Source organism: Brevundimonas subvibrioides (assembly GCF_027271155.1).
In the GTDB taxonomy this organism is placed as follows: Bacteria; Pseudomonadota; Alphaproteobacteria; order Caulobacterales; family Caulobacteraceae; genus Brevundimonas; species Brevundimonas subvibrioides_D.
Genome location: NZ_CP114542.1, coordinates 1,178,700 through 1,194,413 on the forward strand (window position 1 = coordinate 1,178,700; position 15,714 = coordinate 1,194,413).

A 15,714-nucleotide genomic window follows, 5' to 3' on the forward strand; every position below is an offset into this window, starting at 1 on the left:
GCCGGCGCACTCAAGTCACGCCGTGTTACAGCCGGTTCAGGCGCGAAGGGCCTCGACGCCGGGCAACGGCTTGCCCTCCATCCATTCGAGGAAGGCCCCGCCGGCGGTGGAGACGAAGGTCATGTCGTCGACCACACCCGCGTGATTCAGCGCCGAGACGGTGTCGCCGCCGCCGCCGACCGCGATCAGGACCCCGGCCCTGGCCAGCGCCGCCGCGTGATGGGCGACAGCGACCGTGGCGGTGTCGAAGGGTGGAACCTCGAACACGCCGAGTGGCCCGTTCCAGATCAGGGTCTTCGACGCCGTCAGGGCCTCGACGAGGCGGGCGACGGTGGCAGGGCCGGCGTCCAGGATCTTGTCGTCGGCGGACAGGGGCTGGCCGGCCATGACGACGCGGCTGGCGGCACCGGGCTTGACCTCTGTGGCCACGACGAAGTCGACGGGCAGCAGCAGCTCGCAGCCCTTCGATCGGGCTTCGGCGATGATCTCCAGAGCCGTCTCGGCCATGTCCCGTTCGGCGAGCGAGCCGCCGATGTCGATGCCTTGGGCGAACAGGAAGGTGTTGGCCATGCCGCCGCCGATGGCGAGACGGTCCAGCTTGCCGACGAGGTTCTTCAGCAGATCCAGCTTGGTCGAGACCTTGGCTCCGCCGACGATGCCGATGACGGGGGTCTTTGGATTGCCGAGGGCGGCGTCGAGGGCGTCGAGTTCGCGCCGCATGGACTCGCCAGCATAGGCGGGCAGGTGGTGGGCGATGCCCTCGGTCGAGGCGTGGGCCCGGTGGGCGGCGGAGAAGGCGTCGTTGACATAGAGGTCGCCGAGGTCGGCCAGGTTCCGGGCGAAGATCGGGTCGTTGGCTTCTTCGGCCGCGTGGAAGCGGACGTTTTCCATCAGGATGACGCCACCGGCATCCAGGTCGGCGATGGCGGCCACGGCGTCAGGCCCGATGCAGTCGTCGGCGAAACGGACGGGGGCACCCAGTAGGTCGGACAGGGGTTTGACGACGGGGCGCAGGCTCATCGACGGCACAACCTTGCCTTTGGGCCGGTCGAAATGGGCCAGCAGCGCAACCCTGGCCCCGGCGTCGCGCAGCTTCTGGATCGTGGGCAGGGCGACGCGCAGTCGGGTGTCGTCGGTGATCCGGCCATCCTCCATCGGGACATTGAAGTCCACGCGGACGAGGGCGGTCTTGCCGGCGAGGCCCCCATCAGATTTTGCGGCGTCGGCGAGGGTGCGGAAGGTCATTTTGTTTCTCGAAATTCGTCCGGCACCGCCGGTGGTCGGTCAGAAGGCATTGCAGACGGGATAGGCCATCAACCAGTTCTTCCAACAGAACCAGACAAAGGCGGCACTGATCAGAGACCCCGACACCCAGGTGATGGGCGATCGAGGGTCACGGCGCAAAAACGACACGAAGGCCCACATCCAGATCAGCATCATCAGGGCGAAGACAAGCGTCATCCCCATGTCGAACAAACTCGTGCCAGGCATGCGTCCATGCAGTAAGGCGCGGGACCCGGCCGGGTCAGACGCGCCAAAATTGTGCGCAAACTCCGCCGGCCAAAAGATCATGTTGCGGATCAGGCAGCCGAACGTGACGCCCATGCTCGCAATAAGGCCGGCCATCGCAAGGATGACGGCCTCGAGAACGCGTCGGCCATTCGGGCCGATGCGGCCCATCAGATCAGCTTGCTCATCACCAGCGCCGTGTCGGCCATGCGCGTGGCGAAGCCCCATTCGTTGTCGTACCAGGTCAGGACGCGGGCCAGCCTGCCGTCGACGACCTGGGTCTGGGGCAGGGCGGCGGTGCTCGACGCGGCGATGTGGTTCAGGTCGCTGGAGACCAGTGGCTCGTCGGTGGTGGCCAGGACGCCCTTCATCGGGCCGTCGGCGGCGGCCTGGAGCGCGGCGTTGATCTCCTCGACCGTGACGTCGCGACCGGCGACGACCTTCAGGTCGACGACCGAGACGTTCGGGGTCGGGACGCGGATGGACGATCCGTCCAGCTTGCCCTTCAGGGCGGGCAGGACAAGGCCCAGGGCCTTGGCGGCGCCGGTCGAGGTCGGGATCATCGACAGGGCCGCGGCGCGGGCGCGGTACAGGTCCTTGTGCATCGTATCCAGCGTCGGCTGGTCGCCGGTGTAGGAATGGATCGTGGTCATATAGCCGCGCTCGATCCCGAACAGGTCGTGCAGGACCTTGGCGACGGGGGCAAGGGCGTTGGTGGTGCAGCTGCCGTTCGAGACGATGATGTCGTCAGCGGTCAGGGTGTCGTGGTTGACCTTGTAGACGATGGTCTTGTCGGCGTTGTCTCCGGGGGCCGAGATCAGGACGCGCTTTGCACCGGCCTTCAGGTGCGCCTCGGCCTTGTCGCGGGCGGTGAAGATGCCCGTGCATTCGAAGGCGATGTCGACGTTCAGGTCCTTGTGCGGCAGGTTCGCCGGGTCGCGCTCGGCCGTGACCTTGATCTTGCCCAGACCCACGTCGATCCAGTCATCGCCGTGGCTGATCGTGCCGGGGAAGCGGCCGTGGACGCTGTCGTATTTCAGCAGGTGGGCATTGGTCGCCACCGGGCCCAGATCGTTGATCGCCACCACCTCGATGTCGCGACGGCCGTGCTCGACGATGGAACGCAGGACGAGGCGGCCGATGCGGCCAAAGCCGTTGATGGCGACGCGGACGGTCATGATGGCTTAGTCTCCTGGAGCGGTGGTTGCCGTTTTATGGCCTGCCGCGTGTCACGCCGCTTGAGGCCGGGATGGGCGCTTCAATGGAACCCATGGCCGCGAGGATCAACCCCGCAGGCGTCACAAGGGGTGAAGGATTGTGTCGCTCAGCCGGCGAGCGGCAAGGACAGCCGGGCCTCCAGCCCACCGCCCGGCCGGTTCGACAGGGTCACGTCGCCGCCCGCCGCCCGCGCCGCCTGACGCGCGACGGCCAGACCCAGCCCCGCCCCGCCCGTCTGGCGGTTGCGTGAGCGCTCACCCCGGTGAAAGGGTTCGAACACCGTGTCCAGTTCGTCGTCGGGCAGGCCCGGGCCGTCGTCGATGACGGTGACGATCGCGCGATCGCCCTGACGTCCGGCCTCGACGCGCGCGGTTCCGGCGAACTTCAGCGCATTGTCGATCAGGTTGGCGACCGCGCGCCGGAGGGCTGCCGGATCACCCATGACGGGCAGAGGTTCGTCTCCGACGAAGGTCACGGCCGCGCCGGTCTCGGCGAAGCCGCCGGCGCAGGTTTCGGAGAGGGCGGCGAGGTCCAGCGGCTCGCGTCGCTCGGCCTGGGCCTCGCCCCGCACGAAGGCCATCGCCTGGCCGATCAGGGCGTCCATCTCCTCGACGTCCGATGCCATCCTGTCGCGCAGGGCGTCCGGGGCCTGCTCGGCGCGGAACCTCAGACGGGTCAGGGGGGTGCGTAGATCGTGGGCGATGGCGGCAATGGTCTGGGTCCGCTGGCGCATATGGCCCCGGATGGAGGCCTGCATGTCGTTGAAGGCGGCGATGGCGGTGCGGACCTCGCGGGGCCCGGCGGGGGGCAGGGGCGCGGCATCGGGATCGGCTCCGAGACGTTCTGCGGCCTCGGCGAACACGCGAATGGGACGGGTCAGCCGACGCGCCATCAGCCAGACGAGCGGCGCCAGCAGCAGGGCGGTGATCCCCAGGGCGATCAGCAGCCGCATCTGCCAGGGATCGATCAGGCCCCGCGGCGGCTCGACCGTGGCCCAGCGGCCGTCGGGCAGGCGCAGGGAGGCCGAGAAGGGCGCGAACGTCAGGCGATCCGCTGCCACGTTGAAGCGCAGCTGGCGGTCGCCGGACGTGATGATGTGGACAGAGGACCCGCCCGGCGGCGGCGCTCCGCCCGGATCGGCCCGGCGCGCGACGATGGCCCCCATTTCGGCCATCAGGGCGTCATGGCCCGCACGACCGGCATCGTCGGGGCTCTGGGTGAAAACGAAGCTTTCCACACGCCGTTCGCCCGGGGGTGGCGGAGGTCCGGCCAGACCCGGCGGCCCGGCTTCCCGCCGCCGGATGTTGAACTCCGTGCGCTCCGGGGCCAGGCGGACCCTGACCGCACTGGCCGGCACGCCCAACCGCTGTGACAGGGCCAGGGTGATCCCGGTCTCGATCGGACCCGGGCCGACCTCGGCCACGCCCGGCTGCGCCGACACCGATCGTCTGAGGGCGCGTCCGTCCGAGGTCTCGGCCGCCTTGCCCTGCAGCGCATCGGCGGCCGCCGCGATGCTGAACCCGGCGGGACGGGGTGCCGGGGCCAGCAGGACGACCGCGAAGGTCACCGCCTGGGTGGCCACGACGGCGAACACGGCCAGCAAGGCTACCTGAACCAGGACCGACAGGGATGACAGCGGGTTCTTCACGCCCGGCCCCCGCGTTCGGCCTTCCGCACGCGCGCGTCGAAACGGTAGCCCTCGCCCCGGATGGTGGTGATCAGGTCGCGTCCCGACCCGTCGTCGAGCTTCTTCCTCAGGCGGCTGATCTGGACGTCCATGGCGCGGTCGAAGACATCGGCCTCGCTGCCGCGCGCGGCCTCCAGCAGCTGGTCGCGGGTCAGAATGCGGCCGGGCCTTTCGACGAAGGCGCGCAGCAGGCCGAATTCTCCTGCAGACAGCTGAACCGCCTCGCCGTCGGCGCGGGTGAGCTCGCGCCGGACCAGATCGAGGGTCCAGCCATCGAACGCCAGGGCCGCTTCGGCCGGCGTGTCGTCGTCTCGGGGGCGCCGCAGCACGGCGCGGATTCGGGCCAGCAGTTCGCGGGGATTGCAGGGCTTGGCCAGATAGTCGTCGGCACCGAGCTCAAGCCCCACGATCCGGTCGGTGTCCTCGCCCATGGCCGACAGCATGACGACCGGTGGCGTGCCCGACAGGCGGCGCACGACCGACAGGCCGTCCTCGCCGGGCATCATCAGATCCAGCACGATCAGATCGGTGGGGCCGGACGCGAGCGCCCGGTCCATCTCGGCGGCGGAGGCGGCCCCGCGCGCCTGATAGCCATGCTGACCCAGATAGTCGCACAGCACCTCGCGGATGCCGGGGTCGTCATCGACGACGAGGATGCGGGCGGGCGTGTCGCTCATGCCGCCTTGATGCCACCCCAACGGCGCCGCGTCATTTCAGGGCTGAAACAATCCGCATCCGGCCTGAAATGCGGCTGCAAACCGGGCATGCTCCAAAGGCATCATCATCAATCGAGGATTCGTCCCCATGACCATCGCCGCCATCGCCCTGTTCGCCGCCCTCGGCGCATCGCCCGCCCTGCCGCAGGATGCGCCCCGCACCGAGACGCGCTCGGAGGTCCGGATCGTCACCATGGGCGGACCGGGTGGCCCTGGTCCCGGTCGCCTCGATGCCGACAGCGACGGCGTGGTCACCCGCGAGGAGTTTTCGGCCCCTGTGGCCAGCGCATTCGACCGTATGGATGCGGACCACGACGGACGACTGACGACGGAGGAACTGGCCGCGGGACACGGCGAAGGCGGCCCGGCCGGCCCCGGTGTCCATGTGGTGACGATAGGCGGTCCGGGAGGTCCGGGCGGAGATCCGATGTTTTTCCGGGGCGGACCCGAAGGCGGCGACGCCCAGGTCTTCATGTTCCGTCACGGTGGACCCGAGGGTGGTCCGCCCCCCGGCCCCGGCGGGCCCGGCGAGCGCCGCGTCGAGATCCGGCGCTTCGGTGGACCCGAGGGCCACGGATCGATGGACACCAACAATGATGGCAAGGTCTCGGAGGATGAGTTCCTGGCCCCGATGCGCGAGGCCTTCCAGTCGATGGATGCCGATCACGACGGCTCGCTGGACGACAGCGAGGAACCGCACGGCCCGCCGCCGCCGCCTCACGCCCCGCATGCTCCGCGTCCACCGGCAAACTAGGGTCGACGGCGAACGCTTGAGGGGCGGGCTCGGCCCGGTCTAGGCTGGTGGGGATGACCCTCCCCGCCAGCCGCCTGCTTTCGACGTTCAGAGGCCTCGCGATCGCGTTGGCGCTCGCCGGAGGCCTGCTGGCACCCGCCCCGGTGTCGGCGCAGGTCGCGGCCGCGGAAGCCGCTTCGCACGTACCGATGCCGAGGGCGCGAGCGCGCATGAATGCGCGCGTGTTCGACACGGTCTGGAACACGGTGCGTCGCCAGTACTACGATCCCGGCCTGCATGGGGTTGATTGGCGTTCAGCCCGCCAGACCTATCGTCCGATGGCCCTGGCGGCGACCGATGACCGCCAGCTCTATCGCGCGATCGGCCAGATGCTCGATCTGCTGGACGACCAGCACGCCGGTGCCATCTCGCCCGCCATGGCCCGCCGCCAGGACGTGGCACGGACGCGGCGGGCGGTCATGGGCCTCGTTCTGTACAGGGAGACGTCCGATGTGTGGCGGGTCGATGCGGTACGCCCGGGCTCTCCGGCCGAAGAGGCGGGCATCCAGCCCGGATGGCGTCTGCAAAGCGTCGATGGACAGTCCTGGGGCGTGGATTTTGCCGTGGAAGACGGCCAGCCATTGCGACTGGACCTGACCGACGAGCAGGGCGGCCTGCATTCCGTGAGCGTCGTCCCGCGCGAGATGGAGCCGATCCCCGCCTTCAGCCTCGATGACAGTCGGCCTGGCGTCGTCGTCCTGCGGGCCGAGGGGTTCGAGCCCGGCATGGGGCGCTGGCTGGGCGAGCATCTGGCGCGACTGTCGCCCGATACGGATGTGATCCTGGACCTGCGGGGCAATCCCGGCGGACTTCTGCTCGAGGCTGACGCGACTCTGTCGTGCTTCCTGCCCGCGCGGCAGGCCTGGGCCACGCGGATATCGCGATCGGGACGGCCGGTGACGCTGTCGATCATGCCGGGGTGTGGGCCTCTGCAGGAGCCGATCGCCAATGATGTGGCCCTGCTGGTGGACGCCAACAGCCGCAGCGCCGCCGAACTGACGCCTGCCGCCCTTCAGGAAGCGGGACGCGCCCTGGTGGTTGGAGAGCACACGGCGGGGGCCGTGCTGATCTCGCAGGACCTGCGTCTGCCGGACGGTGGCCGGCTGACCCTGAGCCGGGCCGATTACATCACGGCAGGTGGCGTACGGCTGGAGAAGACCGGCGTTGAACCGGACATCCTGGCGACCCGTTCGACCGAGGATCTCCGCGCCGGGCGCGACCCCGCGCTGGATGCGGCCATCCGCGCCCTGGCCCAGCCCGAAGCGGTACAGCGTGCCCAGGCCACCGCCCGGCGACCCGATCTCTAGAGTCCCGGCTCGGCCTGTTCTGCGTCGCCCGGGTTCGGCGCGGCATGCGCGGTTTCGATCGCCTCGATCAGTTTCGGATCGGCGTTGAAGCCGCGCAGATCGGCCGCGGTCATGGTCGCCGTTTCGGCGCAGGCCTGGGACACGTGCGGGAAGTCCGGCGCGACCGACACGCCACCCGTCTCTGCATCCGCCCACATCCTGAAGCCCTGATCGACCAGCATCCCCGGCTCGAAGGCCGAGGCGCATTGTTCGACCCACTCGGGATCGGGGGTGGCGAGCATCTTCGGCCCGTACCATCGCGCCAGCGTGGCCGAGTGAACATTGACGACATAGCCGTCCGGAAGCCCTTCCAGACTGTCGTACACCAGATTCAGCCCCGGAATCGCGTCAGCCCAGTCGATCCGCCGGCCGGTCGCCAGCGCATACGTTACGGCCGTCTGGCTGGTGGCCGGATAGGCCCCGCCACAATACCAGTCCTGCGCGATCCAGAACGTGACGTAGCCAGGTCCGGTCATCGGTTTCAGGATCGAGCGGTTCCACTCACCGCCGTCGCAATCCGCAAGATTGCTCGCATCGAGGGCGTCGATCTTGTCGAGGTCGGCGTTGATGGTGGCGATCTGCGGGGCGTCGCCGACGAGGCGGGGCAGGGCCTCGGCCGTGGGCGAGAGGCCCGGCTTTGCCACGAAGGTCACGGCGTCAGCGATTTTCGGTGCCGCATCGTCGGCCCTGGCAGGATCAGCCGTTCCGCAGGCTGACAGCGCAAGGCACATCATCGCGGCAAGGCCCGGCGTGCAAGCGGTTCTGGCGTTCATGGCGGTCCCTCCGTCGAGACGTCGATGTTGGGGCCGTTTGCCGCGCTTGGCGAGTCTTCGACCCTGACGATCGATCAGGCGGGGTGGCGGCGCGTTTGTCGAAATGTCACGTCGGAGGCAGTCCAGGGCGGCGTGTCGCGCTCAGAGCCGCGCCCTGACCGCCGCCACGACCGCGTCCGCCGTGATCCCGAACTCGCGGTAGAGAACCTCTGCCGGAGCCGAGGCGCCGAAGCCGGTCATGCCGACGAAGCCACCATCCTCGCCGATGAATCGTTCCCAGCCTTGCCTGATTGCAGCCTCCACCGCGACCCGGACGGTGCCGCGTCCGATCACCGAGGCCTGCCAGGCGGCGTCCTGCTGTTCGAACAGCTCGAAGCAGGGGACCGAGACGACGCGCGTCGGCGTGCCTTCGGCTTCCAGGGTCGCGGCCGCTTTCAGGGCGACGGGAACCTCGGTGCCCGTGGCGAACAGGGTGACCTGCGCGTCACCCGACGCGGCCTTCAATTCATAGGCACCCCGGGCCGAGAGATTGCTGTCCGAAGCCGTCAAACGCACGGCCGCCGTCTTCTGACGCGACAGGGCCATGGCCGACGGCGTGGTCCTGTGCTGCAGGGCCAGTTGCCAGCACTCGAAGGCCTCGACGGTGTCGGCGGGGCGGAAGACCAGCAGGTTCGGGATCGCCCGCAGCGCCGCCAGATGCTCGACCGGCTGGTGCGTCGGGCCGTCTTCGCCGAGGCCGATCGAGTCGTGGGTCAGGACGTGAATGACCCGCACCCCCATCAGGGCTGCCATCCGGATCGCGGGACGGCTGTAGTCCGAAAACACCATGAAGGTGCCGCCATACGGGATGACCCCGCCGTGCAGGGCCATGCCGGTCATGGCCGCCGCCATGCCGAACTCGCGGATGCCCCAGTTGACGTAGCGCCCTTCATAGCCGGGCGCGTCGAAGATCGGCGTGCCCTTGACGAAGGTGTTGTTGGATCCGGTCAGGTCGGCCGAGCCGCCGACCATCTCCGGCACCGCACCGAACAGGGTCTCAAGCGCGGCACCCGACGACTGGCGCGTGGCCTGGGCCGGCTGGTCCACGACCAGCTGGGCAATCCCGGCGTTCAGGGCGTCGAACGCGCGCTCGGGCAGGTTGCCCGCCATGGCGCGGGTGAAGTCGATGGCCTGTGGCGAGGCCGCCAGACGCGCTTCCCACGCCTTGCGGTCCTTCGATCCGCGCTTGCCGACCTTCTTCCAGGCCTTGTCGATGTTTTCCGGGATGACGAAAGGCGCGTGATCCCACGCCAGGCCCAGACGGGTGGCGGCGATCTCGGCGGCGCCCAGGGCCGCGCCGTGCGTCTTGTGGCTCCCTTCCATGGTCGCGGCACCGCGCCCGATCCGGGTCTTGCAGGCGATCAGGGTGGGTTTGTCCTGTTTCGTCGCCCACTGCAGCGCCGACTTGATGGCCCTGGTGTCATGGCCGTCGATCGCCTTGACGGCCCAGCCGGCCGCCTTGAAGCGGGCCTTCTGGTCGGTGGCGTCCGACAGGGCGACGGCCCCGTCGATGGTGATGGCATTGTCGTCCCACAGCACCGTCAACTTGTTCAGGCGATAGCGACCGGCGAGGGCGATCGCTTCCTGCGACACCCCCTCCATCAGACAGCCGTCGCCGGCGATGACCCAGGTCCGGTGGTCGACCAGGTCGTCGCCGTATTTCGCCGCCAGATGCCGCTCGGCCATCGCGAACCCGACCGAGTTGGCCAGACCCTGACCCAAAGGTCCCGTGGTGGTCTCCACGCCGGGCATGTGGCCGTATTCGGGGTGTCCGGCGGTCCTGGAGCCCCACTGGCGGAAGCTGGACAGCTGTTCGGCCGTCGCGGCCTTGTATCCGGTCAGGTGCAGCAGGGCGTAGATCAGCATTGAGCCGTGACCCGCCGACAGGATGAACCGGTCCCGGTCGGCCCAGTCAGGGCGGCCGGCATCGAACTTCAGGAACTTCGAGAACAGCACCGTCGCCACGTCGGCCATGCCCATCGGCATGCCGGGGTGGCCGCTGTTGGCCTTCTCGACGCCGTCCATCGCCAGAACACGGATGGCATCGGCCATCTGTTTTACGGTAGCCTTGGTGGAGGCGGTCTTGGCGTCTGCCACGGGCGAATCTTTCGTCTGGAGGCGGAAAAGGCGGGCGCCGCGCTTTACCGCGCGGCGTGGGCGGGTTCTATAAGAAATCTGGAGGAAGCGACCGATGGCTGATGCCACCACCGCCGCGCGCGACCGTATTGATCGGGCCCTGGCCCTGCTCGAACGCCGGCTCACCGAGCTGAAGGCCGCGCCTGTCGTGGCGGACGACGACCTGTTCGCCGTCCCGCCATCACCCGTCGGACTGGCCGCCGACAAGGCGCGCATCGCCGAACTGGAGGCCGCAGGGCAGGAAGCCTCGCGCGCTCTGGCCCAGGCCGCCGAGGCGGTTCGCGCTGTCCTGTCCGAGGGTGCCGACTGATGGCCACTGTGACGGTCGACATCAATGGTCGCCCCTATGCCGTGGGCTGTGCCGATGGTCAGGAGGACCGGGTCCGGGTCCTGGCCAGACAGTTCGACGCCAATGTGCGCCAGGTCGCGGCCGACGTGGGCCATGTCGGCGATCTGCGGCTGTTTCTGATGGCGGCGCTGGTGCTGGCCGACGAATTGCATGAGGCGCGACTGGCCGTGGGCGGCGAGATCACCCTGTCAGCGACGGCTCCGTCCGCCGAACCCGGGGTGGCCGAGGCCCTGAATGCGGTCGCCGCCCGCATCGAGAAGATCGCCCAGAGCCTCTGATCTTCGCGTCGCCCGCCATTGCCGCGGGTGCATTGCGCGCCTATCTTCCTCGGTGGCGGGTCATGCTGTGGCTCACGTCGAAGGCAACATATCCTCGCGGCCTTAATTCACTCGAAGGGATCTGTCCCTGTCTGACCTCGTGGGGTCGGGTACACGGAGCCCACCTGGCTACCCAGGCTCGAGAGGATTTAAACCGTCCTTCACGGCTCTTGCGGCGCCGCCAACCTCTTTCCAACGTTTGGGCGCTACCCCTCGCGAGGTGGTCGCTTGCGGCTTGAGCGCCCGGTGTTTCCCACCTGTTTTGCTTGAGAGCGCCCCGCCCCGGGCGTAGTTTGCACCCCAAAGAGGAGCAGGCCATGAGGCGCGGCTGGTTCGGTCCGAAACGGTGGGGTTGGGGAGCCTCACCCGCGAGTTGGGAAGGCTGGCTGGCCACAGGCATCATGGCGCTGGCCATGATCGGGGCTTCGACTGTGTTGGGCGAGCGGCCCCATGGCTGGATCGCTCCGGTCCTCGTGCTCGTGGTCTATTTGGTCGTGGTGGTGCTGACGTATCGCCATGATGCCAGGCCGTGGATGTGACGCCCGCCGACAAGGTGGCTCTCCGCGTCCAGGCCCGTTGTGTTCGCCGACGGTTGGCCGAGACCCTTCCTGACGCCGCAGAACGCGCCGCATCGCATGTCGGGGCCCTGTCGTCCGGCAAGATTGTCGCCGTGTATTGCGCCATGGGGTCCGAACTCGATCCGGAACCCTTGGCCCGCGCCCTGATCGACCAGGGCCGTGTCCTGTGCCTGCCGGTGGTACTGGCCCGCGACGCCCCCATGATTTTCCGCCGCTGGTCGCCCGGCGATCCAATGGAGGTCGACGTCGCAGGGTGTCCCGCGCCCTTGCCGCTGGCGGAGAGGGTGGCACCCGATCTGGTCATCACTCCATTGCTGGCATTCGACGCAGAGGGCGGACGGCTGGGGCAGGGCGGGGGATACTACGACCGGACGTTCGCGGCGTGCGCGGAAGCGACACGGATCGGCCTGGCGTATTCAGGCCAGTTGCTGGCGGGCCTGCCGGTCGAACCCCACGATGCTCGTCTGCACGGCATTCTCACCGAAAATGGACTTCATCGGTGTATATGGCATTGATATATGCCGTCGTCTGGCCTAGGTTGTCGTCATGACCCTGCCTCGCGCCACGGTATTCAGAACCAACCGCTCCCAGGCGATCCGCATCCCGAAAGCGGTGGCCTTTCCCGATGACGTCAAGGAGTTGGTCGCCATTCGGGAAGGACGGGGACTGTTGCTTGTTCCGCCGGATGATGTCTGGACGAGCTTCTTCAACAGGCCGGGCATCGATATCGAAGAGCCGGAAGACCCGATCGACGATTCACCGCCGGTCAGCTTCGACTGATGTCACTGTTCATGGTCGATACCAGCGTCTGTATCCGGGCGCTGAGAGGGCGTTCACGCGTATTGCTGGATCGCTTTCAGGAAGAAGCAGACAGGATCGCCATCTCGTCGGTGGTCTTGATGGAACTGCTGTATGGCGCGGCGGTTTCGGCCCGCCCCCGGCATCACAGGTCCGAGGTTGAAGACTTCGTCGATCGCCTGATGGTCCTGGATCTCGACTCTGAGGCTGCCGCCCACGCTGCGGACATCAAGGCGGATCTACGCGCCAAGGGAACCCCGATCGGGGTTCACGACACCCTGATCGCCGGACATGCCAGAAGTCGGAGTGCGATCCTGATCACGGGCAACCTCAACGAGTTCAAGCGGGTCGATGGCCTGCGGTGCGACGACTGGCCGGATACACAGACATGAGACTGGCCTTCTTCGGCGATGTGATCGGCAAGTCCGGTCGTGACGGCCTGTCGGACCATCTGCCCGGCCTCAGGCGGGTGCTGAAACTCGACTTCGTCGTGGTCAATGCCGAGAACGCCGCGGGCGGCTTCGGCATCACAGAGAACACGGCGAAAGAGCTGTTCATGGCGGGGGCCGACTGCCTGACGCTGGGCAACCACGCGTGGGACCAGCGCGAGGCCCTGACCTATATCGTGCGCGAGCCGCGCCTGATCCGCCCGGCCAACTATCCCCGGCTGATGGATGCGCCGGGCGCGGGGGCCAATCTGTTCGAGACCCCGTCGGGCAAGACGGTGCTGGTCATGAACGTGCTGGGCCGGATCCACATGGACGCGGTCGACGATCCGTTCGGGGCGGTCGACCGCGAGCTGAACGCCGCCCCCCTGGGCCATGTCGCCGATGCGGTGATCGTCGACATGCACTGCGAGGCGACCTCCGAGAAGATGGCCATGGGCCACTTCTGCGACGGCCGCGCGTCGCTCGTGGTCGGCACCCACACCCATGTTCCCACAGCCGACGCCCAGATCCTGCCCGGCGGCACGGCCTATCAGACCGACGCCGGCGGCTGCTGCGATTACGACAGCGTCATCGGCAACGAGAAGGAAGAACCGCTGCGCCGGTTCACGACCCGTATCTCGCAGGGCCGCTATACGCCCGCCCATGGCCCGGCCACGATCTGCGGCGTCTATGTCGAGACCGACGACAGGACCGGCCTGGCGGTGCGCATCGAGCCGATCCGGGTCGGCGGCCGGCTGAAACAGACAATCCCCGAGGCGGCCTGACGCTCAGTCGGCGGTGGCCGGCCGCCAGGCGCGCATCTCGGCGATCTCGCGCGTCTGGGCGTCGACGACGCCTTGGGCCATGCGACGGACCTCGGGGTCGCGGCTCTCGCGAAGGGCGACCTCGGCCATGGCGATGGCCCCCTCGTGATGGGCGATCATCTTGGCGACATAGGCCTCCTCGACCGTCGCGCCGGACGCCGCGCTCATCTGCCGATGCATCTCCGCTTCCGATGCCGCAAAGGCCACATCGCCCGCACCCGGAGTCGCGGCCGGAGCCCCGGAGTCGTGAGCCGAATGGTCCTCCGGCCCCGACACCGCCCCCTCGACGACCGTCGCGGACTGGTTCCTGGACGACGTTTCCAGCAGGACCTGCTGCACCGGATCGCCGCCGCCGTCGCAGGCGGTCAGCAGAAGGGGCAGGGCGGCGACGAGGACGAGGCGAGGACGGGTCATGGGCAGGGTCCGAACGGAAAGCGACGCCGTCTACATGCCGGAAAGCCCGTCGCCGGTCTGCCCCTGATGATGCCGCAGCGGTCCGTGCCCGCGAAGGTCGGCCTCAGGCCGTGACCAGCCCCGGCTTGCCCGCTTCCACCGCGTATTTCGCGCGCGTCGTCAGGACGCCATTCCGGTCGTGGATCTGGTCCAGAACCTTGAACTCGGTCTGCCAGCGTTCCGGCGTCACGTCGCAGAGGACATAGCCGCGCTGGGCGTTGTTGAACTTCAGCTGCGGGTTCACGGCCTGGATGCGCGCCATGTCCGGCCGCTGATCGACGCCGTCACCGCCCGAGCTGATCGAGGTCGTCACGAACTCCGTCGCGATCGGCGCTCCCTCCGGATTGCGGCCGTCGATGTGAAGTTCCCCGGCATAGTTCTGGTGCTCGTCGCCGGTCAGGACGACGACATTGTCGATGCGCCGGTCCCGGATGTGCTGCAGCAGGCGGGCGCGGGGGACGCGGTAGCCGGCCCAGCTGTCGGGATTGACGCCGTAGTCGTCGCCGGGGTTCCGATCCAGATCCATGATCATGATCTGCTGGGCCAGGGTGTTCCAGGTCGCCTGCGACCGGTTCAGGCCGTCGAACAGCCACGCCTGCTGCGCCTCACCGAGCACCTGGGCGTTGCGGTCGTTGATGCCATCGCAACCGGCATTGAACTGGTCGTCGCAGGGCTGGTTCGTCCGGAACTGGCGGGTGTCCAGCAGGTGCACGTCCAGCAGGTTTCCATAGGTCGCCCGGCGGTACAGCTGCAGCGCCGAGCCGCGCGGGAAGGACGACCGGCGTAGCGGCATGTGTTCGTAATAGGCCTGCATGGCGGCGGCCTTGCGCAGGGCGAAGACGGCCGGGTCGGTGCCGTCCTGGTCGATGTCGCCGACCCAATTGTTGTCGGTCTCGTGGTCGTCCCAGACGGTGAACCATGCCGCCGAGGCGTGGCTGGCCTGCAGGTCGGTGTCCATCTTGTACTGGGCGTATCGCTGACGGTATTCGGTGACGGTGTAGGCTTCGCCGCCGACGTGAACGCGGGGGTTTTCATTGGGCGTGGTCGACCCGTAGATGCGGTTGCCACGACCCTCATAGATGTAGTCGCCGTAGCAGAAGATGAAATCCAGGTCCTCGGCCGCGATCTTGCGATGGGCGGTGTAGTAGCCGCTCTCATAGGCCTGGCAGCCGACGACGCCGAACCTCACCTGGGCGGTCGAGGCTCCGGCCAGCGGCGTGGTCCTGGCCCGGCCGACGCCGCTGCGCTCGTTCCCGGCACGGAAGCGATAGAAATAGGGGCGGGCGGGCTCCAGTCCCTCGACCTCGACATGGACCGCGTGGCCCAGCTCGGGTCTGGCCACCACCTCGCCGGTCCGCACGATGGTGCCGAAGCTGGCGTCGGCGGCGACCTCCCAGGTCACGGCCATGGGCTGCGACGGCATGCCGTGATCGGGTTCCAGAGGGCGGGGGCACAGGCGCGTCCAGATCACGAAGCCGTCGGGCAGGGGATCGCCCGCGGCGACGCCCAGCTGGAACGGATTATCCTCGAACACGGCCTGGGCCAGGGCCGGACGGCTCAGGGCGACGCCCGCAACGCCCAGGCCGGTTCCGGCGAGCAGGGACCGGCGGGATAGAAGGAGCGACATCTGGAGCCTCCTGGAATCGATGTGCCTGACTATCGCGCGCCTGTGACGGTTCGTCGAAGGGCCGTCGAAAACAGGAGGGTTGTGCGGTCGGGCCTGGCGCGAGGCCGTATCCGCGACCCATCA

The 15,714-nt window shown here is 68.4% G+C and carries 18 protein-coding genes; 9 read left to right on the forward strand and 9 right to left on the reverse strand.

The window, feature by feature from the left end; genetic code table 11:
* Positions 1-36: 36 nt before the first annotated feature.
* The 5 genes from O3139_RS05875 to O3139_RS05895 form a co-directional block, all read right to left on the reverse strand.
* The gene (locus tag O3139_RS05875; RefSeq protein ID WP_269516059.1) at positions 37-1,245 is read right to left on the reverse strand and encodes a phosphoglycerate kinase; all 1,209 of its coding nucleotides are present in this window, start codon (positions 1,243-1,245) and stop codon (positions 37-39) included.
* A gap of 39 nt (positions 1,246-1,284) precedes the next feature.
* Positions 1,285-1,680 carry a hypothetical protein gene (locus O3139_RS05880; protein WP_269516060.1) on the reverse strand — a complete coding sequence of 132 codons (396 nt, stop codon included), beginning with the start codon at positions 1,678-1,680 and terminating at the stop codon, positions 1,285-1,287.
* Positions 1,680-2,687, reverse strand: coding sequence for a type I glyceraldehyde-3-phosphate dehydrogenase (gene gap, locus O3139_RS05885; RefSeq protein WP_269516061.1), 1,008 nt, complete (start codon positions 2,685-2,687; stop codon positions 1,680-1,682). Before gap ends, O3139_RS05880 begins: the two co-directional genes overlap by 1 nt.
* Before the next feature lie 146 nt (positions 2,688-2,833).
* Positions 2,834-4,375 carry an ATP-binding protein gene (locus O3139_RS05890; RefSeq protein WP_269516062.1) on the reverse strand — a complete coding sequence of 514 codons (1,542 nt, stop codon included), beginning with the start codon at positions 4,373-4,375 and terminating at the stop codon, positions 2,834-2,836.
* Positions 4,372-5,091, reverse strand: coding sequence for a response regulator (locus O3139_RS05895; protein WP_269516063.1), 720 nt, complete (start codon positions 5,089-5,091; stop codon positions 4,372-4,374). Before O3139_RS05895 ends, O3139_RS05890 begins: the two co-directional genes overlap by 4 nt.
* A 127-nt stretch (positions 5,092-5,218) precedes the next feature.
* Here O3139_RS05895 and O3139_RS05900 point away from each other — a divergent pair, with 127 nt between their 5' ends.
* Both O3139_RS05900 and O3139_RS05905 read left to right on the forward strand, forming a co-directional pair.
* Positions 5,219-5,884, forward strand: a complete 666-nt coding sequence (locus tag O3139_RS05900) for an EF-hand domain-containing protein (RefSeq protein WP_269516064.1) — start codon at positions 5,219-5,221, stop codon at positions 5,882-5,884.
* A gap of 53 nt (positions 5,885-5,937) precedes the next feature.
* Positions 5,938-7,230 carry a S41 family peptidase gene (locus O3139_RS05905; protein ID WP_269516065.1) on the forward strand — a complete coding sequence of 431 codons (1,293 nt, stop codon included), beginning with the start codon at positions 5,938-5,940 and terminating at the stop codon, positions 7,228-7,230.
* Here the strand turns inward: O3139_RS05905 and O3139_RS05910 are convergent.
* Both O3139_RS05910 and tkt read right to left on the reverse strand, forming a co-directional pair.
* Positions 7,227-8,042 carry a hypothetical protein gene (locus tag O3139_RS05910; RefSeq protein WP_269516066.1) on the reverse strand — a complete coding sequence of 272 codons (816 nt, stop codon included), beginning with the start codon at positions 8,040-8,042 and terminating at the stop codon, positions 7,227-7,229. The genes O3139_RS05905 and O3139_RS05910 overlap by 4 nt on opposite strands.
* Positions 8,043-8,183: 141 nt before the next feature.
* The gene (gene tkt / locus O3139_RS05915; protein WP_269516418.1) at positions 8,184-10,133 is read right to left on the reverse strand and encodes a transketolase; all 1,950 of its coding nucleotides are present in this window, start codon (positions 10,131-10,133) and stop codon (positions 8,184-8,186) included.
* Positions 10,134-10,272: 139 nt separating this feature from the next.
* Between tkt and O3139_RS05920 the strand changes: the two genes are divergently transcribed.
* The 7 genes from O3139_RS05920 (at position 10,273) to O3139_RS05950 (ending at position 13,472) form a co-directional block, all read left to right on the forward strand.
* Positions 10,273-10,527, forward strand: a complete 255-nt coding sequence (locus O3139_RS05920; RefSeq protein WP_269516067.1) for a hypothetical protein — start codon at positions 10,273-10,275, stop codon at positions 10,525-10,527.
* Entirely contained in the window at positions 10,527-10,844 is a 318-nt protein-coding gene (locus O3139_RS05925) for a cell division protein ZapA (protein WP_269516068.1), read from the forward strand. The genes O3139_RS05920 and O3139_RS05925 overlap by 1 nt, the downstream gene beginning before the upstream one ends.
* 356 nt (positions 10,845-11,200) lie before the next feature.
* Positions 11,201-11,422 (forward strand): hypothetical protein, encoded by a 222-nt coding sequence (locus O3139_RS05930; RefSeq protein WP_269516069.1) that lies wholly within the window; start codon positions 11,201-11,203, stop codon positions 11,420-11,422.
* 14 nt (positions 11,423-11,436) lie between these two features.
* A complete protein-coding gene (locus tag O3139_RS05935) occupies positions 11,437-11,976 on the forward strand; it encodes a 5-formyltetrahydrofolate cyclo-ligase (RefSeq protein ID WP_269516420.1) in 540 nt (179 codons plus the stop codon).
* Positions 11,977-12,007: 31 nt separating this feature from the next.
* Positions 12,008-12,241 (forward strand): type II toxin-antitoxin system VapB family antitoxin, encoded by a 234-nt coding sequence (vapB, locus tag O3139_RS05940; protein WP_209321233.1) that lies wholly within the window; start codon positions 12,008-12,010, stop codon positions 12,239-12,241.
* The gene (locus O3139_RS05945) at positions 12,241-12,651 is read left to right on the forward strand and encodes a PIN domain-containing protein (protein WP_269516070.1); all 411 of its coding nucleotides are present in this window, start codon (positions 12,241-12,243) and stop codon (positions 12,649-12,651) included. Before vapB ends, O3139_RS05945 begins: the two co-directional genes overlap by 1 nt.
* A complete protein-coding gene (locus O3139_RS05950) occupies positions 12,648-13,472 on the forward strand; it encodes a TIGR00282 family metallophosphoesterase (RefSeq protein WP_269516071.1) in 825 nt (274 codons plus the stop codon). The genes O3139_RS05945 and O3139_RS05950 overlap by 4 nt, the downstream gene beginning before the upstream one ends.
* Positions 13,473-13,475: 3 nt before the next feature.
* Here the strand turns inward: O3139_RS05950 and O3139_RS05955 are convergent, their stop codons facing one another.
* On the reverse strand, positions 13,476-13,925 hold the full coding sequence (locus O3139_RS05955) for a DUF305 domain-containing protein (protein ID WP_269516072.1): 450 nt from the start codon (positions 13,923-13,925) through the stop codon (positions 13,476-13,478).
* 103 nt (positions 13,926-14,028) lie between these two features.
* Positions 14,029-15,591, reverse strand: coding sequence for an alkaline phosphatase D family protein (locus O3139_RS05960; RefSeq protein ID WP_269516075.1), 1,563 nt, complete (start codon positions 15,589-15,591; stop codon positions 14,029-14,031).
* Positions 15,592-15,714: the final 123 nt, after the last annotated feature.